General features: G+C 35.8%; 30 protein-coding genes. All 30 read right to left on the bottom strand.

All coding sequences use genetic code 11. The features are described from left to right. Window positions 1-359: 359 nt before the first annotated feature. Window positions 360-917 (bottom strand): metallophosphoesterase, encoded by a 558-nt coding sequence (locus MKY95_RS18670; RefSeq protein WP_339193760.1) that lies wholly within the window; start codon window positions 915-917, stop codon window positions 360-362. Window positions 918-1,149: 232 nt separating this feature from the next. Further along, window positions 1,150-1,401: a hypothetical protein gene (locus MKY95_RS18675; RefSeq protein ID WP_339193761.1), complete on the bottom strand. Its 252-nt coding sequence runs from the start codon at window positions 1,399-1,401 to the stop codon at window positions 1,150-1,152. Between the two features lie 42 nt (window positions 1,402-1,443). Further along, a complete protein-coding gene (locus MKY95_RS18680; RefSeq protein ID WP_339193762.1) occupies window positions 1,444-1,599 on the bottom strand; it encodes a hypothetical protein in 156 nt (51 codons plus the stop codon). Window position 1,600: 1 nt separating this feature from the next. Then, entirely contained in the window at window positions 1,601-1,981 is a 381-nt protein-coding gene (locus MKY95_RS18685) for a hypothetical protein (RefSeq protein ID WP_339193763.1), read from the bottom strand. 288 nt (window positions 1,982-2,269) lie between these two features. Beyond that, a complete protein-coding gene (locus tag MKY95_RS18690) occupies window positions 2,270-2,908 on the bottom strand; it encodes a sigma-70 family RNA polymerase sigma factor (protein ID WP_339193765.1) in 639 nt (212 codons plus the stop codon). After that, window positions 2,898-3,659: a metallophosphoesterase family protein gene (locus MKY95_RS18695; protein ID WP_339200012.1), complete on the bottom strand. Its 762-nt coding sequence runs from the start codon at window positions 3,657-3,659 to the stop codon at window positions 2,898-2,900. Before MKY95_RS18695 ends, MKY95_RS18690 begins: the two co-directional genes overlap by 11 nt. A gap of 137 nt (window positions 3,660-3,796) precedes the next feature. Next, window positions 3,797-4,900, bottom strand: a complete 1,104-nt coding sequence (locus MKY95_RS18700; RefSeq protein ID WP_339193767.1) for a hypothetical protein — start codon at window positions 4,898-4,900, stop codon at window positions 3,797-3,799. A 575-nt stretch (window positions 4,901-5,475) separates the two neighbouring features. Further along, window positions 5,476-5,832, bottom strand: a complete 357-nt coding sequence (locus MKY95_RS18705) for a hypothetical protein (protein WP_339193768.1) — start codon at window positions 5,830-5,832, stop codon at window positions 5,476-5,478. 2 nt (window positions 5,833-5,834) lie between these two features. Continuing rightward, entirely contained in the window at window positions 5,835-6,245 is a 411-nt protein-coding gene (locus MKY95_RS18710) for a YopX family protein (RefSeq protein ID WP_339193770.1), read from the bottom strand. 13 nt (window positions 6,246-6,258) lie between these two features. After that, the gene (locus MKY95_RS18715; protein ID WP_339193772.1) at window positions 6,259-6,645 is read right to left on the bottom strand and encodes a hypothetical protein; all 387 of its coding nucleotides are present in this window, start codon (window positions 6,643-6,645) and stop codon (window positions 6,259-6,261) included. Continuing rightward, complete coding sequence (locus tag MKY95_RS18720; RefSeq protein ID WP_339193774.1) at window positions 6,646-6,822, bottom strand: hypothetical protein; 177 nt, start codon at window positions 6,820-6,822, stop codon at window positions 6,646-6,648. A gap of 231 nt (window positions 6,823-7,053) precedes the next feature. Continuing rightward, window positions 7,054-7,269: a hypothetical protein gene (locus MKY95_RS18725; RefSeq protein WP_339193775.1), complete on the bottom strand. Its 216-nt coding sequence runs from the start codon at window positions 7,267-7,269 to the stop codon at window positions 7,054-7,056. Between the two features lie 248 nt (window positions 7,270-7,517). Further along, window positions 7,518-8,084 carry a hypothetical protein gene (locus MKY95_RS18730; RefSeq protein WP_339193777.1) on the bottom strand — a complete coding sequence of 189 codons (567 nt, stop codon included), beginning with the start codon at window positions 8,082-8,084 and terminating at the stop codon, window positions 7,518-7,520. 73 nt (window positions 8,085-8,157) lie between these two features. Continuing rightward, window positions 8,158-8,445, bottom strand: coding sequence for a hypothetical protein (locus MKY95_RS18735; RefSeq protein WP_339193779.1), 288 nt, complete (start codon window positions 8,443-8,445; stop codon window positions 8,158-8,160). Window positions 8,446-8,625: 180 nt separating this feature from the next. After that, window positions 8,626-9,123: a CPBP family intramembrane glutamic endopeptidase gene (locus tag MKY95_RS18740; protein ID WP_339193781.1), complete on the bottom strand. Its 498-nt coding sequence runs from the start codon at window positions 9,121-9,123 to the stop codon at window positions 8,626-8,628. An 80-nt stretch (window positions 9,124-9,203) separates the two neighbouring features. Continuing rightward, on the bottom strand, window positions 9,204-9,731 hold the full coding sequence (locus MKY95_RS18745; RefSeq protein WP_339193783.1) for a dihydrofolate reductase: 528 nt from the start codon (window positions 9,729-9,731) through the stop codon (window positions 9,204-9,206). Further along, on the bottom strand, window positions 9,728-10,522 hold the full coding sequence (gene thyA, locus MKY95_RS18750; protein WP_339193785.1) for a thymidylate synthase: 795 nt from the start codon (window positions 10,520-10,522) through the stop codon (window positions 9,728-9,730). Before thyA ends, MKY95_RS18745 begins: the two co-directional genes overlap by 4 nt. Further along, window positions 10,523-10,741, bottom strand: a complete 219-nt coding sequence (locus MKY95_RS18755; RefSeq protein ID WP_339193786.1) for a hypothetical protein — start codon at window positions 10,739-10,741, stop codon at window positions 10,523-10,525. Between the two features lie 93 nt (window positions 10,742-10,834). Then, window positions 10,835-11,359 (bottom strand): HAD family hydrolase, encoded by a 525-nt coding sequence (locus MKY95_RS18760; protein WP_339193788.1) that lies wholly within the window; start codon window positions 11,357-11,359, stop codon window positions 10,835-10,837. Window positions 11,360-11,380: 21 nt separating this feature from the next. Beyond that, window positions 11,381-12,412 (bottom strand): ribonucleotide-diphosphate reductase subunit beta, encoded by a 1,032-nt coding sequence (locus MKY95_RS18765; RefSeq protein WP_339193790.1) that lies wholly within the window; start codon window positions 12,410-12,412, stop codon window positions 11,381-11,383. Between the two features lie 43 nt (window positions 12,413-12,455). Next, on the bottom strand, window positions 12,456-14,762 hold the full coding sequence (locus tag MKY95_RS18770) for a ribonucleoside-diphosphate reductase subunit alpha (protein ID WP_339193791.1): 2,307 nt from the start codon (window positions 14,760-14,762) through the stop codon (window positions 12,456-12,458). A 66-nt stretch (window positions 14,763-14,828) separates the two neighbouring features. Next, the gene (locus tag MKY95_RS18775) at window positions 14,829-15,065 is read right to left on the bottom strand and encodes a hypothetical protein (RefSeq protein ID WP_339193793.1); all 237 of its coding nucleotides are present in this window, start codon (window positions 15,063-15,065) and stop codon (window positions 14,829-14,831) included. A 237-nt stretch (window positions 15,066-15,302) separates the two neighbouring features. Beyond that, complete coding sequence (locus MKY95_RS18780) at window positions 15,303-15,512, bottom strand: hypothetical protein (RefSeq protein WP_091011801.1); 210 nt, start codon at window positions 15,510-15,512, stop codon at window positions 15,303-15,305. Window position 15,513: 1 nt separating this feature from the next. Beyond that, entirely contained in the window at window positions 15,514-15,669 is a 156-nt protein-coding gene (locus tag MKY95_RS18785) for a hypothetical protein (RefSeq protein ID WP_179198359.1), read from the bottom strand. 154 nt (window positions 15,670-15,823) lie between these two features. Beyond that, window positions 15,824-16,204, bottom strand: a complete 381-nt coding sequence (locus MKY95_RS18790) for a hypothetical protein (protein ID WP_339193799.1) — start codon at window positions 16,202-16,204, stop codon at window positions 15,824-15,826. A 46-nt stretch (window positions 16,205-16,250) separates the two neighbouring features. Further along, window positions 16,251-16,433: a hypothetical protein gene (locus MKY95_RS18795; RefSeq protein ID WP_339193801.1), complete on the bottom strand. Its 183-nt coding sequence runs from the start codon at window positions 16,431-16,433 to the stop codon at window positions 16,251-16,253. A gap of 31 nt (window positions 16,434-16,464) precedes the next feature. Then, entirely contained in the window at window positions 16,465-16,803 is a 339-nt protein-coding gene (locus tag MKY95_RS18800; RefSeq protein ID WP_339193803.1) for a hypothetical protein, read from the bottom strand. 74 nt (window positions 16,804-16,877) lie between these two features. Then, window positions 16,878-17,093: a hypothetical protein gene (locus MKY95_RS18805; RefSeq protein ID WP_339193805.1), complete on the bottom strand. Its 216-nt coding sequence runs from the start codon at window positions 17,091-17,093 to the stop codon at window positions 16,878-16,880. Between the two features lie 12 nt (window positions 17,094-17,105). Next, on the bottom strand, window positions 17,106-17,519 hold the full coding sequence (locus MKY95_RS18810; protein WP_339193806.1) for a hypothetical protein: 414 nt from the start codon (window positions 17,517-17,519) through the stop codon (window positions 17,106-17,108). 1 nt (window position 17,520) lies between these two features. Then, window positions 17,521-18,564 (bottom strand): hypothetical protein, encoded by a 1,044-nt coding sequence (locus tag MKY95_RS18815; protein ID WP_339193808.1) that lies wholly within the window; start codon window positions 18,562-18,564, stop codon window positions 17,521-17,523. Window positions 18,565-18,577 lie beyond the last annotated feature (13 nt).

An 18,577-nucleotide genomic window follows, 5' to 3' on the forward strand; every position in this document is an offset into this window, starting at 1 on the left:
GAAAGTAGATAATGAAACTATTGAAGTGAAGTCTTCTTAATTTATAGTCATATGTTACAGTGTTCTGATCGAAAATGTACTCCATGTTTAATGTCTTATCTTTAAAGGCAGGATAGAATACTCTCAAATGCTTATCAAAAAGCTTAAACAAGTCTTTATCATTTAGTTTTATCATATGTATTTACCTTCCTTAATTAAAATGGATCATTTTCACTTTGATAATATTCTAGGCCGTAATTCAATTGCCACTCTGCCAGCTTTGCTATGTATTTGTCATACTCTTCTTTCTCGATCGTTCCCTTTTCAAGTCTACTGTTAAGTATTTTTGTGTAGTTTTGAATTTGAATACCACTGCACCTCTACTTTCTATTTGAACGTAACTCCAATACCTGCTCCTTCCTTATCTTCAGCTCTTCCATAATTAACTCTTCAGGAATCAGTTTCCCAAATCCAACTTTATCTCTAGTAAATGGACTATCGATACCTACATTGATCTGATTAATATGAGTCGATGGTCTATTATGAATGTGTCCATGAATTGAATAAGCACTTGGAGTTAAACCAATTTCAATTGGATAATGGAACAGGAATAGATGCTGCTTATCAATTTTTCTAACAATCATATTCTCAACTTCTTCAAAGTGATGGGCCATATTCTTTACAGCATTAGCATTGTCATGGTTACCAACTGTAAGATGAATCTTGCCCTTTAGTCTTGGAATGATACTTTCCCATTTAGTGATTCCACCAAACACAAAATCTCCAAGATGATATACTGTATCGTTGTTATTTACTGTTTCGTTCCATTGTTCGATTAAGAATTCATTCATTTCTTCTACTGAATTGAACGGCCTGTTCTCATGTTGGATGATATTTTTATGAGAATAATGAGTATCTGAGGTGTAGTATACTGACAATTTTGCTAATCCTCCTTTACTTTTAGTGGTGTATAACAATCAGAACAAATGATCCATGTGCATGTATCTAAACAATTTGAAAACTGATACCACTTAGATGGTATAAAGTACTCTTTGGTTGATGTAAATTGCGGTGTAGTGTTACAGTTCTTACAAAACAGCGACTCGATGTTACTATGTATTCTTGCTGATGGCTTGTAACCTAGTATGCCTAGGTGTTTATTTACTTTTTTCATTCATTAACCCCACATACTTTGCACAGATCATGGATCAAATGAGCAGTATAGCATTTGCTACCATCTTTTTCGTATCTGCCTTCAAAGTCTAATTGAGCACTATTTAATTTTAAATAATCACACCACGTAGATGATACATTGCCATAGCCATAAGCATCATATTTATATCTTTTGTCTTCACGAGAATAAGGACAATACCCCTTATCGTCATAGCAGTACATTCCTTTGGGAATTACACTTTCATCCATATATATTGATATTCCTTTCTGAGTAAGAATGAAATGCATCTTCTACCGCCTTATAACTTTAGCGACACAGTAAAAATCTTCTTCATCTACAGATGTTGAATATGAAATAGCTTCTGCTTCGGAACAAAATTCTTTGATACGATATTCAGAATCATTAAAATCATCATAATAAGTAATCACTATCCACTTATCATTCATCCTAATCCAACCTCCCTATACTGAATCCCTGCATCTGAGATAATCTATATGAGCCACTAAGTGAAACCATTGTGCTCAAGTCTTTAAATATCTTGATCTGCTGAACCATAACTTCTGAAAACGGAATAATTCCATCATGCAACTGTTTGCTTTTCCAACTGACCCTATTAACAGGATCATATACATTCAAATTAAAGAACAGAGAATCATTGTAGCCATTTAATTCACCATTTAGCTCATATGTGTCTTTGACTGGATACAGATGGAGGATTGGGTTTTCTACTAGACTTGGCAATGTTTCAATTTCGCTATACTGCATAAATACTCTCTTCATGTAGCTTACACTGTGTTCGTGAAGCACAACCTCATTTTTAACAATCATTTATTTACCTCCCCGAAGTAATCATTAATTGCCTCTTCAATATAGCTTTTTCCAATGTTTAATGAATAATGTGTATTGAAGACTGTTTGGTATACTAATAGACATATTTTCTTTTTGATTTTTACATTGTGACTATGAAATAATCCGATTCTATCAATCCACTCTGAATTATTTTTATACGTGATTTTATATGTAATATTATCATGCATGTAATACTTGATCATTTTATTTCCGCTCAAAATACCCCTTCTTTTCTATGTAAAATATAAGTTTCATTTAAACTATGTATTATGCAAATGCTGGAGTTAATTTCTTCAAAACATTTTTATATTGAAAATGAGTTGTTTGTCTTGTTTGATTAATCTCTTTACCAATATCAGAAATCCCCATACCATCGAAGAAGTATTTTTGAGCAACCACACGTTCCTTTTCGTTAAGTTTTGATTCCATAAGTCCAATAAGCTGATCATTAAATTCGTCCTCTTCGATCTGGCTAAACCTTGAAAACTCTTCGTTTGATAAAATATCGGCAATTGTCTTATCGCTTTCATCGCCTGATTTTCCAATGGGTGTTTCAATGCTTACTGCTTGAAATGAACCACGACACTTCATGTGTTTATAGCGTTCTGCCTTCACAAACTCCATCCATACAATTCGACCAGCATACGAGACAAACTTAATCTTCTTTGTTAAATCATATGTATCAAACGCAACAATCAAACCGAACAATCCTAAACTTACCAAATCATCTAAGTCGTCCGTGTATCCAGCTTTCTTCCACTTGTTTGCCAACTTTACTGCGATACGAATATTATTGTTGATTACCTTGTCTTTCAGCTCTTTACTATCTGTTTCTTTTGCGACCTTAATCATTTCTTCATTATCAAAGTTAGGATCATATTGTTGTAGCATCATTTTAAAATTCATATAATTCACCTTTCTGTACATTATGTTGAATGTACAATCCCTCTTCTGTAATTTCTAATAGATTTAGTTGTTTACCGTATGCACATGCTCCATCAATACCTATTTTGTCACCTTTGGAATCAAACCAGATATCAGCAGAACCATGTAAATGCATTGCTGGAGTATGTCCAAAAATCACTTTCTTATCTAAGCCTGTGTCGTTTCTAAAAAACTGCTCTCTGATCCAAATAAAATCATCATTGGATGTGTTCTTCCAATTATTAAGCAATGGATTAATCCCAGCATGAACAAATATGTGATGGTCGTCTTCGTAATACAATGGAAGCGAATCTAGAAAATCTATATGATGTTGATAATGTTTACGTATATACTTTTTTACTTCTATGTATTTATCCCATTCAAATCCTTCTTCAAAATAATCTCCACCAATGTAACCAATCAGTGTTGTGAATCCACCGTTATTTAGCCAGTGAGCGTCATAGGATTCATCGTCATGTTTTAGTGCAGCTACCATCATGACATCATGATTTCCTTTTAGTACAATAGCGTTGTGTTCATTTTTTAAGTTCATAACATGCTCAACAACTTGTTTACTTTTTAATCCTCTATCTACATAATCTCCAATTAGTATCAGTTGGTCTGATGTGGGATCGTATTTGCACTTACTGAGAATACAATTGAATTCATCGTGACAACCATGGATGTCGCCAACTACGAGTTTTCTGATGTGTATGGCCTCATTTCTATTGATTTATTGTGTATGTACTATTAGAATTATTGTATTGCAGGGGTGCAATAGACGTAGGTTTAACCGAGAGCTGTCATTACCTTAATTGGTGTGACAGCTCTTTTTTTGTTGTAAAACACTTGTTTTATCATCTTATATAACTACTCTGTAATATCATCTATAATATCTTCAAGATGCTTAACGGCCTTTTTGGATAAGCTTTGTTTATGCATATCTAGCCACTTAACTAAACGTGAATTTATTGTTTCTTTTTGATCTACCTTGATGAGAGGTTCAGTATACTTATAGCTCTTCTTGATTGAAGAAGCATAACTTTCCGACACATACACAGGCTTATGAGTAGTCGATTTCGATATTCTATTATAGTCATCTTGGTTGGTTACTGGTATTGCGCTTTCTCCATTTTCATCCAAAAAGTCGTCATATACTTTATCGAATATCTTATTAGATCCATCTACACTTGCTATGTATTGTACGTCTGCTGCATTGTTTTTAATTAAATCTACCGTCTTAGCTGATTCAACACCCTTCAACATTTTTGATGACAGCCATCTTAGTTCGAATGAATCAGCCAACTTACGGTCTCTGTCTATATTTATGTATTCGGGCTTAAAATCGTATCCTTGTGTATATTCTTTGTAATCGCACACAAACAATCCATTAACGAAAACCATACCTCTATATTTTTCTTCTTCAAGTACTCTTCCCAATTTGCTCTCAATTGTCTTACCAACATCCTGCAAGTGGAGATTGGATTCTACAATTTCTTTGTATTCGTCCTCAGTAACGCCTTCAATTGTAATTGTTAGATCATTATCAGGAACCTTACTCCATATGAACTTTTTATCAATAAAAAATGTAAGAATTTCTTCTCCGCCATATCTTCTAGCTTTTACAAATCTAGGGTTCCATACTTCCCTTACTCCATAGTTGTAAAAGGTCACTTTCTTATCCAATCTAGTAAGTACCAAAGTTGCAATTTTATATCCTTCACCGAACTGACCAATAGTATTTGGGTCGTTTCTTTTTGTGGATGAACCAAGTAGTAGGGTTCTAACGTCCAAGATTGATGATTTGTTTCCAATGCTAAGCACCTGTTTATCGTTGTCATAGTCAAAGAACATTTCGTTGTCCGATTTAACCGTTTGCTGATCAAGTGCATTTTGAAAGAGTTCCCGCACTGCGTCTACTACAGTCCAACTAGGAACATAGTCTTTAGACAAACTCAACTCATACTTGCTCAATTAATCAATCCCTTTACTATTAGAATTTGTCATATTTACGATGCCAACCACACTTGGAACATGTAGCTGAAATTCTGGTCTTGGATGTTGTTTGGTTATAATCTACATAAAGTGTTTTAAAAACACCTTCTTCATACAACCACTCATGATCACATGACCAAGATCTAATTGTCCATATCAGCCATTTCAACTCAATCTCCCCCTTTTATTTCTCTGTGAAACAGGTAATTCATCTAAACATGTATACATCTGAAACTAAACTGAAGGACATTTGAAAAACTTTTCTCCATCGGACACTAACTTCTGCATCTGACCTTAAAAATCGCTGATATGCATCTACATTCCTTTGAATCTATCTAACAGATTGGAGGAATATGCATGATTTTTAAGAGCTATGAGAGTGTTAGTGTGCATTTGGGGGTAAAACTCTATGTAAAAGTGATTTTTAGTAACAAAATTCTGAGATGGTTCTGGAACAAACATGAGTTCGTTGCAGAAGTAATTCTGTTCTTGTATGCTTAAGTTTATTTATTCCCCCGCCCTTCTCGGTTGAGAGGGGCATTTTCTATTTAAAACTAGACTTTCATTGACTTTTGTTGATTAATAAAAGTCTCAATTTCTTTTAATTGTGCTAGGCTCAATGAACTAATTTTCTCTTTAATGTTGGCTGTCAGATTTTGATGTTCTTTTGCCCGATTGATCTTGCCCCAGTAATCTTCCGCATTAACATATGCCTTGTAATGACCTAAGACTCCATTATTGTTAGTCAGTGTTTTCTTGTCTAATCTAAGAGGATGCTTGTCTCCTTCTTGAGCAACATATACACTAGATGTGTTAACTTTTTGTACTTTGTATTCTTTTAAATTTGCCTCTTTATATAGGAATCCACTGATGTTTACATAAAGGGTCTGACCAACTTCAATATTTTTCATCTTTAGACCTCCAATAATTCAGGATTATCATGAATGTTTCCAATCTTATGAGACATATATCCAATGTCATAGCCAGTCCAACCACCATTACCAGCATTAATTAAATACATACTCAAAGGTACTGCTTTGTATTTTGATTGATTTCTGTCATAACAAATGATTTTCACTTCATGCTCTTTGAGTGCCCAATTGGGAGAGAGTATATCTCCCTCGAACAAATCGTCAGCGGATTCAATATCAACCTTACCAATACTTTGTCCCACCGTGTCTGGATCAACCAAGTACCAATATTCAGTACAGAAATATTGCTCATCCCATTCAACAATATCTCCAACAATTGCACTGTCACCGATCAAATAACCGTAAATCCATTCGGCTGTTTCAATATGTTTGCCACGATGTTTATTGTTCATCTTTAACATCCTCCTAAATGTCCTGTACAGCCAATAGCGCGGCTTTGCAACGTTGTTCTGGTGTTGCGTGGATATAATCAAACATTCCAACGTACTCACCTGTGCCAATCACGACCTGCTTTAATGCTATGCAATATTTAGCCTGTAACCTCAGTTCCTTAATCTTCTTTTCAACTTCCCACGCAGATGAAATCTCTAAGGAATAAGCTAGACATTCTCTCCATACCGTACTTGAATCAGTCTCTTTAACAAACACGCGTCTGTTGGGTATTGTATAAGTTACATGTTTGTACTTAAATTCTGTTAAATCTTCACCATCAAACAAATTTGAATGAATATAGCGGTCGATTTCCACTGGCTCCATCACCAATACTTGTTCCCGGGTCAATGTTTGTGTCATTTATGTATCCTCCCTCGGTTGATCTGGTTTGAATACGCCCATGTTGATTGCATCCATCAGATTGTCATATGCATCATGTTCATCAATATCTGGACCACCCTCACGCCAAAATCCAGCAGCTTCCGGAGACTCTTCTATCCATTTCAATAGCTTGTCAGCATCAATCAGTCTTGGCATGTGTTATATCCTCCCTAATCTATTTTCGTTTGAACTTTCTCTTTAAACTTTCAGTCACTCGGCACAGTGTATTTGATACATAAGCTCCGATTAACAAAAGGCACATTAACGGCATAGCCCAAAAATAGTGATACCACTTGGTATATGACTTAATGTTGAACATATCTTCGAATGGGTTTACCCAAAATAACATCATTTGTACATTCCTCCTTAGTAATACTTATTATTGATTTATAGCTCTACTCGCTCGTATCCTTCAATCCCACCGTCAACGTCATATTTCAACTTGATTGCATACTCATCATCAATCAGTTCCCGAATTGCACCGCGTTCGTCATAAATGATTGCACACCCGATATCATCTGTGTAACAATCTGGCCCATATTCCTCTCGTAGAAATTCTGTTCTACCTTCTTCAAAATCCCTAGCAATTGCAAAATTATTCATATGTATCATCTCCTTTGTTTTTTTGATAAATTTAGATCTTCTTCTCCTTCGATTTCAAACTAATCACGGCTTCCCATTCACCCTTACGTTCAGATTCAGTCATTCCACAATTACTCATTGAGGCATAGTGTAATCCGCTCCATTTCACATTTAACATGTCTGAAGAATATCTCTTACCAGAGTTTGAAATCACCGTGAATCCATGTGCGCTATACTGAGCTGCTTGTAGTAAATTCATACTTCCACCTCTAGTAATTTCCTGTTGCAATGGCATAGGCTACACTTCTCTTTAATACTTGAACATCCTTGATGATATTCTCTTCATGAAGGATCTCATTTTGTAATTCTTTAATTCTTTTTGCACACATCTCTTTTACATTCTCAGAGCGTGTAATGAGTTGCTTGTATTTAAGTGCAGCGATCTCAGCTTCATTTTTAGCTTTGGAATATTTTATTTTCTTGCGTTTTGCTAGTTCTGTTCTATGTATTTTTCTGAATTCTTTTTTGTATAACTCTTCCACTCTGTCTCGAAACGTAATCTTCTTATGTTCTTTTTCAATATCTCTTTCGATTGGATACACCGTAGTAATTTTCACAGGATCTAATCCAATATGGATAGCAACTGTATGATTAAAGACATACATGTGAGAATCAACTCCAAATTGATCTGGTACAATTCCAATGTATTCAGAACTTTTCAATAGTGATCTGACATAATCCGTAGCCATCTTTTTGTTTTTGCTGTATTCAGGGAATCTTTCCTGCATTCTTTCGAAGCCATGAGTAGACAGTTCAATAGTTTTAGGGTATTCCATTTGGATCATCTCCTTAAGTATCGTTTATCTATTGTTATATGCAATGTATTTCTTGATGAAAGACGGCTTTCATTTAAACGATTGCTTTTCCAGCTTTCCAATCATAAGCATTTTTAACCGATTTCCTTACATCAACACATTTACTCAAGTCCTTGTACATGTCTACCACAACATTGCCTTCAAGGATGAAACAGTTGTGATAGTACTGAACGTGTCTCTCTTTTTCAGTTCTCTTGGTCGTTTGTCCTAAAACAATACTTCTTTCGATTTTGTACTCGACTTCACTGAATGAATCACACTTCATGTAGCTCAAAGGACAAAGTTCTGCATACTTCTCAACTACTTTATTTTTAATTTTCATATGTATTTTACCTCTTCAATTTTATTTTTGATATTTTTCATCTATGTATGTATAACAGTGCTCTCGTTCTTCATCATATCTGCCTAACTCATAGCACATTTTCTTGTGCGCTTCTCTGATTCCCTCAAACGCTTTACTCCAAAACAAATATTGAATCAATTTGTTGATCATATGTATTTACTATCCTCCCATCGACATCAATAAGATTGTTATGTAGTTATAAATTGAATGACTCACTATTGTTACTAAAATATTTTCACTTTTCTTGTAATGCCACGACCATACAAGTCCTAGCCAAATATACCCTAAAACTAATGAGAAATTAAAGTGAGGAATTGCAAAAATCATTGAGCTAGCTAGAGCTGCAATAATAAATCCAAATCTTTTATCTAACCATCCAAACATAAATTTTCTACATATTAGCTCCTCAATTAAAGGACTAAACAATATACTGTAGACATAAACAATTGGCAAACTAATGATTGTTGCAGTATCGTTTGAACTTGTCAAAGACGTTATAATGTTAAATCCCATAAACGATATTGCTGTAGCATAGAAAACGTGTCTCCAAAAATTCAACGTAACAATTTCTTTAATTTTCTCATGCGTGACCCAATGTTTGTGATTTCTGATAATTACAACTAGCAACACTGTTGGCAGTAGCAGTAATACTTTCATTTATACTGATCAATTCTCCTCTCATATCACATCTCCTTAAATAAGAAAAAGTACAGGTTCTTTAACCTGTACTCATCTTATCACATATTATATTGTTTGTACATATATTTATTCTTAATATTTCGAATATATTTAACTTTTATTTTGTAACATCTTTCGCCTTCATTAGTTTCAATTAGTCGCTCTCCAGTAACATTCCATTCATTCTCATCATAAGTTGGGAAATATGCGTCCCCCTCAAATTCAGATTGAATCTCATTTATGTACATATCTTCAACACGAGCAATAAACTGTTCGTAGATTGAGGAGCCGCCTATAACGAATGAGTCTACAATTGATTCATTTGCTATCTTAATCACTTCGTCAATATTATTAACAACAATACAATCTTCAGCTTGATAATTCTCTTTGGTGGTCAAAATGATATTTGTCCGTCTAGGAAGCGCCTTACCTATTGATTCATAAGTCTTTCTTCCCATGATTACATTTTTACCAACTGTCATATCTTTGAAGTACTTCAAATCCCAAGGTATAAGCCAAGGTAACTTACCATCATTCCCAATCAGACCATTCTTATCGGTTGCAACGATTATCGAAAGTTTACTCATACTGCAATTGGAGCTTTAATGCCCGGATGATGCTGATAGTTCTCAAACTCAAAATCTTCAAACTTATAATCAAAAATAGAATCCGGCTTACGCTTGATTGCCAGCTTAGGTAAAGCATAAGGTTCACGCTCCAGCTGAGTTTTAACCTGATCAACATGGTTAGAGTAGATGTGAACATCCCCTCCAGACCAAATGAAGTCACCCACCTCAAGATTACATTGCTGAGCGATCATATGAGTTAAGAGCGCATAACTCGCGATGTTAAACGGCAACCCGAGGAACGTATCCACGGAACGCATCGTAAGCATACATGATAATTTACCCTCTGCAACGTAAAACTGAAACGCAAAATGACAAGGTGGAAGCTTCATATTATTAATCTCAGCCACATTCCATGCGCTGACAAGGTGACGACGTGAATCCGGATTATTTTTGATCGAATCAATCACTGCGGCGATCTGATCAATTTTTTCTCCGTTTGGTGCTTCCCATGTGCGCCATTGTGATCCATATACTGGCCCCAAATCACCATTTTCGTCCGCCCAGTCGTCCCAGATTTTCACACCGTTTTCTTTCAAATAAGATATATTGGTATCGCCACTCAAAAACCATAACAGTTCATGAATAACCGATTTGAGATGAATTCGTTTGGTTGTTACCAGCGGAAATCCTTTGGAGAGATCATAACGGAGTTGTCTGCCAAATACAGATTGTGTTCCTGTTCCTGTACGGTCTCCTTTATGCACGCCGTTGTTCAGAATATCCTGCAATAAATCGAGATAGTTTTTCACTTAAGATGCACACCCTTCGCAAGCAATATAATTGTCACCGACTTTCTTGCTGATGGCGATAACTTTGCCCAGCTTGATATCAGACTCATCTGTAAACTCCAGATCGGCTATACGTGCAACGATCAGTGCAGCAGCCTCTTCCTTGCTTGTTGCCATTTGACTAAACTCGGATTTTTCGCCTGTTGATACAACCTCATATAAATACGTATATCTCATCATTTTGTGCATTCTCCTTTTAGTTTCTTATGTCTTTTTGGTTTTTCTCTTAATGTTCAAATGAAAAGGCAGTGGATTAACCACCGCCCATATGTATTAGTTAAATCGTAATGTTCCCAAATCAATCTGGCGCTTGATTTCCTTCTCAATCTTTGGTTCTGGCGCTTCCCATCCATCGGGTTTAATTACTTTACCAACTTCGTTATAATGCGGCTTTCCATCTGGAAAGATTTTGGATAAGTTTGCACTATGGACAATATCGAAAATCTCATCAGGGATAACTGATGCCTCAACAAGTCCACCTTCAGCAAAGTACTTAATGTCAATTAGCGCATCAACCTGTCCAATCAGACGATCTTCAGGAAATGGTTTGGTTAGTTGCTTATCGTATGTATCGTAAATTGAATTAATAAGGTTGTGTACAAATTCATTAAACCTTGTTTTGTCGCCATCAGATGATGCATATAGTAGCTCAACTACTTCTTCCATAATAAAATTGGCTCTATTTGCAACCAACTTATCATCTAATGCTGTAGGTTTTTCTGGTGCTGAACAGTTAAATGCTTTTTGAAACTCTCGTACCTTCATAAAATCAGTTTTATTATTAATTGAGTTTGTCATATCTATGAATCTATCTCCCTTTTACAAATCATCAAAACCATTATCATCGCCAACTTTACCATAGTTGCGAGACTTAGCCTCGAAGAAATCGGTTTTTGTTGAGTTCAAAGCTTCATCTGAAAACGGCTTAATCCAAGGCATGCAGTTTACATCTACACCTTCGTATGCTTTTTCCATGCCCATCAAGGTAAGTCTTTTATTTGCAGTGTATTTGATGTAGTCACTTAGTTCATTTAGATCAATACTTTCAATCTCCTTGAGAGTGTAGTACCCCCAATTAGTCTCTAGCTGGACAGCTTTATCAATTGTTTTATAGATATATTCAATATTGTCTGGTGTGTTAAGCTCAGGAAAGTCGATCAGTAACTGTTTGAATACCTCTGCGAAAAAGTAGCAGTGTTGATTCTCATCTCGCATAATATAGGATATCATTTGAGATGTTGCCATCATTTTTTGGTCACGAGCTAGATTATAGAAAAATGCAAACGTTGTATAGAAAAAGATACCTTCTAGAATCAAATCAGCAACCATTGACTTAAAGAACGTTTGTGGATTGGGGTTGTCACGGAACTCCTGATAAATATCTGAAATGAATTGGTTTCGCTCAAGTAATACGGGATCATGTTTCCAATACTCAAAGATTTCTTTCTGTTCTTGATCAGATACAATCGAAGAAAGTACATAAGAATAAGACTGATTATGTACTACTTCTTGCTGTCCAATGATTGCAGAGATTGCTTCCAACGATGAATCCGTAAAGTAACGTTTTACGTCACCAACAAACATTGTTTGCATTGAATCCAATACTGCCAGTAGCGATATGTTAATCTTGAATGTATCCTGTTCCACTTTACTAAGTTGAGCAAACTGTGAAGCGTCTTTAGACATAGGAATTTCATCTGCAATCCAATGATTAAGTAACAAAACTTTGTATAGTTTATACATGTGAGGCATTCGGATATCGTTCCAGTTAAGGATGCCCGAATTTTCCCCCTCGATAATACGTGTAGATTTGTTTGGTGCTTCTGTGTTGAAGATTTTCTGAATTTTCAATTACGTATTCTCCTTATATTTAACTAGCGCATGACTCGTGGCCTTAAACTGTTAAAGCTCTACTTCTAACATAGTAGGTAGTTTTCATACCAGCTCTCCATGCATGAAGATGAAGTGCTAAGAAGTCAGTTGCTTTGATTTCTGGTCGAACATAAAAGTTAAAACTTTGCCCCTGATCAACGTGCCGCTGACGAGCAGCCGCCATATTAACGGAAGCATGTTGATCCACCATGAACGCCGTTTGGTAATAAGGGCTTGTTTTTTCGGACAAATCAGGAGCTGGATTTGCGATCTTATATGTGGTCTTTTCTTCATATGAAATTAATTCATATAGTGGATCAATCGATGCGGTTGAACCAGCAATAATTGATGTAGATCCATTTGGGGCAATAGCAAACATCCAAGCATTGCGGACACCGTTTTGTTGTACTTCAGCTTGCAACTCTTTCCACTGTTCGGTGGTTATGTATTTTCCTTCTCGTTCACCTGAAACATAATCTCTTTTAACAAAATATTCTCCTGTGTCCCAGTCAGAGCCTTTAAATTTAGGATAATGTCCTTTTTCTTTGGACAGATCCATACTTGCTTTAACAAGTAGATAGTTAATTTTTTCATACAGATTATCGTTATACGTTACAGCTTCTTCAGACTCCCAATGAATGCCTTCGAGAGCAAGCAGGTGGTGAAGTCCAAACGTTCCTAATCCAACAGCTCTATACTGTGCATTCGTGTATTGGGCTTGCAGTACATCAATATTGTTAATGTCAATCACATTATCCAACATTCGAGTTTGAATTGGGACAAGTCGCTCAAGAACATTATCTGGTACTGCTGTAGACAAGTTAATGGAGTTGAGATTGCATACTACAAAGTCGCCGGGAATTTTAGAGATAATGATACGCGTTTGACCGTCTTTAGTTACCAATTCTTCTTTTTCAACTACAGTAGGAGATTGGTTTTGCATAATCTCTGTACAAAGATTTGAGGAAAATACCATTCCATGTGCACCGTTAGTGTTAGCACGATTCACTGTATCACGATAGAACATATACGGTGTTCCAGTCTCTAATTGAGATTTCATCACACGCTTCATAATATCAATTGCCTGAACAGTGATCCTCTGTAGTAGAGGATGGTTTACTGCTTCTTCATATTTTTCTCTGAAGGTTCCTTTGCCCAATTCCTCGTCATAGAAGTCTTCCAATCCAAGTGGTCGTCCATTACTATCTTTCCATCCCATAATAGACTTTACTTCGTGTGGACAGAACAAACTCCATTCTCCTCGACTTTTAACTCTTTCCATGAACAAGTCAGGCAGACAGATACCGTGGAAGATATCGTGCGCTCTCATTCGTTCATCACCATTGTTGAGTTTCAGATCAAGAAAGGCTAGAATATCACGATGGAATACATCCAAATACACCGCAATCGCACCTTTGCGTGTACCAAGCTGGTCTACGCTGACCGCTGTATTGTTTAGTTGGCGAATCCAAGGCACTACACCCGAACTCGTATTCTTGTGTCCTCGAATATCAGAGCCCCTTGCTCTAACTTTACCAAGATAGACTCCAATTCCTCCACCTGTTTTACTTAGTCGTGCTACATCAGTATTTGAATCAAAAATGCCTTCCAGTGAGTCATCCACAGTGTCAATGAAGCAACTAGATAATTGACCAGCAACTTTTTTACCAGCATTAGACATTGTTGGTGTAGCAGCAGTCATGTACAGGTTACTCATTGCCCAGTAGGATTCTTTGACTAGATCCATACGCTTATCTTCAGGTTCTTGATGCATTAGATACATCGCAATAACCATATAACGCTCTTGAGGTAACTCCATTAACTTTCCATCAAAGTCATGCGCCAGATAGCGTTCTGTTAGGGTAAGCAATCCAATATAATCGAACAGCAGATCATGCTCTGGGTTAATGTACTCTCCTAGCTCCTCTACCTGTTCCTTTGTATAGCAGGTGAGAAGCTCTTCTCTAAAGATTCCTTTTTCAACTAAAGTTTGGATTAGAGGATAAAATGAACCGTATGCCTCATCAACATATGCTTTATATTTTCGATTGTTCGCAGTCTTTTTATAAAGCTTTGTCAGAAGTCCTCTTGCCGCAACAAATTTCCAATCTGGTTCTTCTTTTGTGATCAAGTCTAAAGCTGTCATCGAGAATGCTTCACTGATCTCTTCTGCTGTTACCTCGTCACGTCTCAATTTACTATTAACACCTTTGATCAACTTTTCCTTGTCTAAGTCAAATCCACTCATTACTCTGTCTGCATATGTATTAATTCTATTCTCATCAAAAGCTAGTTGTCTGTTATTCGGTTTGTTTACTAATCGGGGCAACTAAACATCTCCTCTGTCTATGTATGTCTGTGTAAAAGAATTATTTCACTCAATCATATGTATTAGTTATGTGCACATCTCTTCAACCTCTAAAACAGAGATTCTATCTCCAATATTGAAAACATGATTTTGTTTAAAGAACCTTGCCATAGCATACTCTACTGCAACCTGTTTCATCACATGAGTTGTAACTGGACTATCTCCTGCCATTTCATAACAATCTCCCTCGTCTACATTCACGCAAAATTCTAAATCTTCATACTGCTCTCCAAAGTCGTGTTGCAAATATACATTATACTGCACTATCATCACCTCCTTGAGTTAATCGTCCTAGAACTCAATCAACTCTGTAATGGAATTTACCAATAGTGAAACTGTATTTGCCGAGATAGATATTGACGTATGACTCTCTTTCATTATCGCCCCATTCATCATTGGTGTTAAAGTTCAAGCCAATAAGAAAGGTTCCTCTGTCGTAACAATGTTTCTCAAATCGCCATCCATATTTAGAATACATTTTTCACCTTCTATGTATTGTAGTCACTTACTATCTCTGGTGTGGAATACTACTCGACTAAACTCATTCCAAGCATTACTCCACACCTCTTCACCATACTTATCAAACTCATCGAATTGCTTTCTTCCTATTTTCTTTTTCATTGTCTTGCTAACATAAGTATCTTCATGTAATAAGCGTTCATTATCTGTGCCAATGTCATCTTTAAAACATTCGATCAGCACTCTAGACAAACTAAGTGTTGCTTCGTTTAGTTGAATTGCTTCTCCACTCCTTACTATTCTCTTTCATTTTTTGCATTGCCAAGAAAGTCTTTACTTCAAAGAATTCTTTTACTGACTGATCGATGTCATCAGCCTTTTGAGCGAGATGTTGTCGATCAATAGCCATATTCAAAGCCTCCAAACTTTTGTATAACGTATCTAGTGACTTTTGAAGCCGAGTATTTCTATTCATCTTCAACACCTCTTCTTTGTTGTTTGTATTATCAGTTTAATCCAATATACTAATTAAGTCAATATGTATTTTTATTCTTAATTGTAAATCAGTCTCGTGGTGGTAAGTTGAATTTAATAATACCAAACAATGTATCGTTTGCGCTCCCGGTAAAGTTATCCAATACGTGCTCATTCACTTTGTCTGTGTGTTCAATAATTAGTACATTGTACTTCTGATCATAGTGCATACCACCCATCCTAAATACGACTGGAATGCTTAAGGAAGAAGCTGCTGTTGTAATCGCCTGAACCAATTCTGATTCATGCTTTTCTCTGATAGTATTGTATGTACCGTTCGGCATAGTAATGGTATAAGGACTACCGTCCACACTAAATGTAAATGTATTGTTGCTTGCTGTGATAGTAACTTGATTATGGATATCTACAGATCCCCATGCTTGCTGTCCGTATGTAGCTATAATTCTCATCTCCTCTAATATTCTAATGGTTCAAATTCTTTGTGAAAGGTACATTTCACAGAGTCTTTAAATGTCTAATTAATTCATCCTGTGATTCATCCAATTTCTTTCCAAGCTTTTTAATCGTTTCTAGATCGCTTTTATCAATAGCTAATAGTTTGGCTTCAGTGGCAATCACTTCTTTTAATCCACCGATCTTCATTTTAAGTTGAAAAGATTTGTTATCTATATTTTCCATCTCCTCCCTATCAAATGTGCATTTTAATCAATTACAATGCTGGATAACATAAACCATTGTCAATAATCCGTTTAATGAATTCTAGATAGACCTCCGTCTCCGTGTTCCCATAAAACATGTATCCACTTGGAGCTCCACTCTCTGGATCTTTTGCTTTCAGATAGCCCATATATTTATACTTTTTGCCAATTGGACAATAATTCTTTGTGTCATGTTTGCAATAGGGATATTTATCAAACTCACCTTTAGTAATGTCAAACCTTTGATCTGGTCTAATTAATGAATAGGCGATTGTTTCAATATCATCTTTTGCTTTTTGTTTAATAGCTTTATCAAGATAAACTCTTCCCGCATATCTTTTGTCCTTCAATGTGCACTCTCCTTTAATTGTTTTGATAAAATTTGACTTTCACATACATTTTCAATTCTAAAAACCCTTATGTATCAACGTTTTTCTGACTCAAGCAAAGCTAAAATCTCATGATAAGCAGTCATTCGTCCAAATCTCCTTCCATGACTACATCCCATCTCATAGCAATCATCGAAGTTCCCACCTGCCCATTCTTCAGGGTTGTAATCTTCTTCAATGTCCTTATTAATGTCATCAATATACTCTTGTAGTACATCAATCTTATTTCTTAGTACTTCAACAATATCCATATACACCTCTCCTTATCTGTTCAACATCTCAGCAATCTCATTAAGTTCCAACTCAACTTTTTTATCATCGGACAGCAACTTATCAAGCTTCGACTCCATGAGTCTAAGTTTCTGTTCTTCATCTTTACTATTGATAAAGTCAAGCTTAGACTTTAGATCTTCAATCCAGTCGCTAACTCCATATCCACTGATAACATACTGTTCGAGTAGATCTAATTCTTTTGCAGATGCTGCATATGAATTGAGTTTAACCAACAAAGATATGATCTGATCTTTATTCAGCGTTTGAATGTTAATTCGAACTCCATCCAATTCAATAGAACAATTGGTTACAGGAGTAAACTTTTTAGATTTACCTACTGATTTTTTCTTTTCCTCAATCTGTTTTTTCAATTCAAGAATCTTACTATCGTTTAAGTTTGCCATTTTATTTAACCCTCCTATAAATCTTACCATTCTCTAAGTATTCGTTTTTGTAAACTGGCTCATATAGATTGAATACATCTAATACATTTCCTACATATAGTTTTTCATAATCAGTTTTGTCTTTATCCCATTTACCTTCTTTAAAGAATTGATTAGTCATTACATCGTAACGAAGCTCTTCCCTAATTTCCGGTGCTTTGTAGATATCAAACCTACTCCCCCATCGACTATCTGTGAATTTAGTTGTATTTACTCGCTCTACAAATTCATCTAAGGAATAACTTACCCACTCATCTCTAGATTCATCTCGATGAGAGTATTCTGTCTGTCTTTCTAGCCAATCGAAATGCTCAGAATATTCGGGGATACATTCACTTGATACACACTCAATAAATCTGTCGCCCAGTGATTTAACTGTAAGTAGCTTCAGAGATTTAGTATCCCAACTATATTCACCTTCTCGTACAAAAAAATAATACTTGCCTTTATTTATATTGTGGTAAATATAACTATAGCTCGTTCTATTCCAGTAATCGTTTGTCTTCTTTTCCTGTTCAACTCTCTCTGATTTAGTGTCTTTCAGATCAAACCTTCCCATATAAATCCACTCTTTGTTGTCTTTTGATTTATATGTTCCTCCAATAGATAAATCTTTTGACTTAATATAATTTTTCTCGTGTAAGATAGTATTAAATGCACTAATCTCTTTATAATCAGGGGATTCTACAGGTAAGAGCACGAGGTCTTTACCATCCCATCCATAGATGAACTCACCTTCTAATCCCTTACCTTTGATTGAGTTGGCATTCTCCAGTATGTATAGAAGGTTCTCAATTGTAATCTCAAACTCAAATCCTCTTGGATCATATACCCGTACATAGGCTTGACGATGGTTCCAGTCAGATACATAATCTCCAACTTTCTTATTCAATACAAAGCCTGATGTTGGAGTATTCTCATGGTCAACAGGATCAATCTTTTTGTCTCGCCAATTCTCCCATGAAGTCTCTTTGCGAACCTTTCCTTTTACATCATAATATGTCACATAGGCCAATGTT

Origin of the sequence: Paenibacillus sp. FSL P4-0176 (genome assembly GCF_037975265.1) — a bacterium.
Taxonomy (GTDB): domain Bacteria; phylum Bacillota; class Bacilli; order Paenibacillales; family Paenibacillaceae; genus Paenibacillus; species Paenibacillus amylolyticus.

What these genes read in the sequence shown, in the direction of transcription:
- MKY95_RS18675 (WP_339193761.1), bottom strand. Translation starts at nt 1,401, where the DNA reads ATGGATGAAAGTGTAATTCCCAAAGGAATGTACTGCTATGACGATAAG.
- MKY95_RS18680 (WP_339193762.1), bottom strand. Translation starts at nt 1,599, where the DNA reads ATGAATGATAAGTGGATAGTGATTACTTATTATGATGATTTTAATGAT.
- MKY95_RS18685 (WP_339193763.1), bottom strand. Translation starts at nt 1,981, where the DNA reads ATGATTGTTAAAAATGAGGTTGTGCTTCACGAACACAGTGTAAGCTAC.
- MKY95_RS18690 (WP_339193765.1), bottom strand. Translation starts at nt 2,908, where the DNA reads ATGAATTTTAAAATGATGCTACAACAATATGATCCTAACTTTGATAAT.
- MKY95_RS18705 (WP_339193768.1), bottom strand. Translation starts at nt 5,832, where the DNA reads ATGAAAAATATTGAAGTTGGTCAGACCCTTTATGTAAACATCAGTGGA.
- MKY95_RS18710 (WP_339193770.1), bottom strand. Translation starts at nt 6,245, where the DNA reads ATGAACAATAAACATCGTGGCAAACATATTGAAACAGCCGAATGGATT.
- MKY95_RS18715 (WP_339193772.1), bottom strand. Translation starts at nt 6,645, where the DNA reads ATGACACAAACATTGACCCGGGAACAAGTATTGGTGATGGAGCCAGTG.
- MKY95_RS18720 (WP_339193774.1), bottom strand. Translation starts at nt 6,822, where the DNA reads ATGCCAAGACTGATTGATGCTGACAAGCTATTGAAATGGATAGAAGAG.
- MKY95_RS18725 (WP_339193775.1), bottom strand. Translation starts at nt 7,269, where the DNA reads ATGAATAATTTTGCAATTGCTAGGGATTTTGAAGAAGGTAGAACAGAA.
- MKY95_RS18730 (WP_339193777.1), bottom strand. Translation starts at nt 8,084, where the DNA reads ATGGAATACCCTAAAACTATTGAACTGTCTACTCATGGCTTCGAAAGA.
- MKY95_RS18735 (WP_339193779.1), bottom strand. Translation starts at nt 8,445, where the DNA reads ATGAAAATTAAAAATAAAGTAGTTGAGAAGTATGCAGAACTTTGTCCT.
- MKY95_RS18740 (WP_339193781.1), bottom strand. Translation starts at nt 9,123, where the DNA reads ATGAAAGTATTACTGCTACTGCCAACAGTGTTGCTAGTTGTAATTATC.
- MKY95_RS18745 (WP_339193783.1), bottom strand. Translation starts at nt 9,731, where the DNA reads ATGAGTAAACTTTCGATAATCGTTGCAACCGATAAGAATGGTCTGATT.
- MKY95_RS18755 (WP_339193786.1), bottom strand. Translation starts at nt 10,741, where the DNA reads ATGATGAGATATACGTATTTATATGAGGTTGTATCAACAGGCGAAAAA.
- MKY95_RS18760 (WP_339193788.1), bottom strand. Translation starts at nt 11,359, where the DNA reads ATGACAAACTCAATTAATAATAAAACTGATTTTATGAAGGTACGAGAG.
- MKY95_RS18785 (WP_179198359.1), bottom strand. Translation starts at nt 15,669, where the DNA reads ATGGCTATTGATCGACAACATCTCGCTCAAAAGGCTGATGACATCGAT.
- MKY95_RS18790 (WP_339193799.1), bottom strand. Translation starts at nt 16,204, where the DNA reads ATGAGAATTATAGCTACATACGGACAGCAAGCATGGGGATCTGTAGAT.
- MKY95_RS18795 (WP_339193801.1), bottom strand. Translation starts at nt 16,433, where the DNA reads ATGGAAAATATAGATAACAAATCTTTTCAACTTAAAATGAAGATCGGT.
- MKY95_RS18805 (WP_339193805.1), bottom strand. Translation starts at nt 17,093, where the DNA reads ATGGATATTGTTGAAGTACTAAGAAATAAGATTGATGTACTACAAGAG.
- MKY95_RS18810 (WP_339193806.1), bottom strand. Translation starts at nt 17,519, where the DNA reads ATGGCAAACTTAAACGATAGTAAGATTCTTGAATTGAAAAAACAGATT.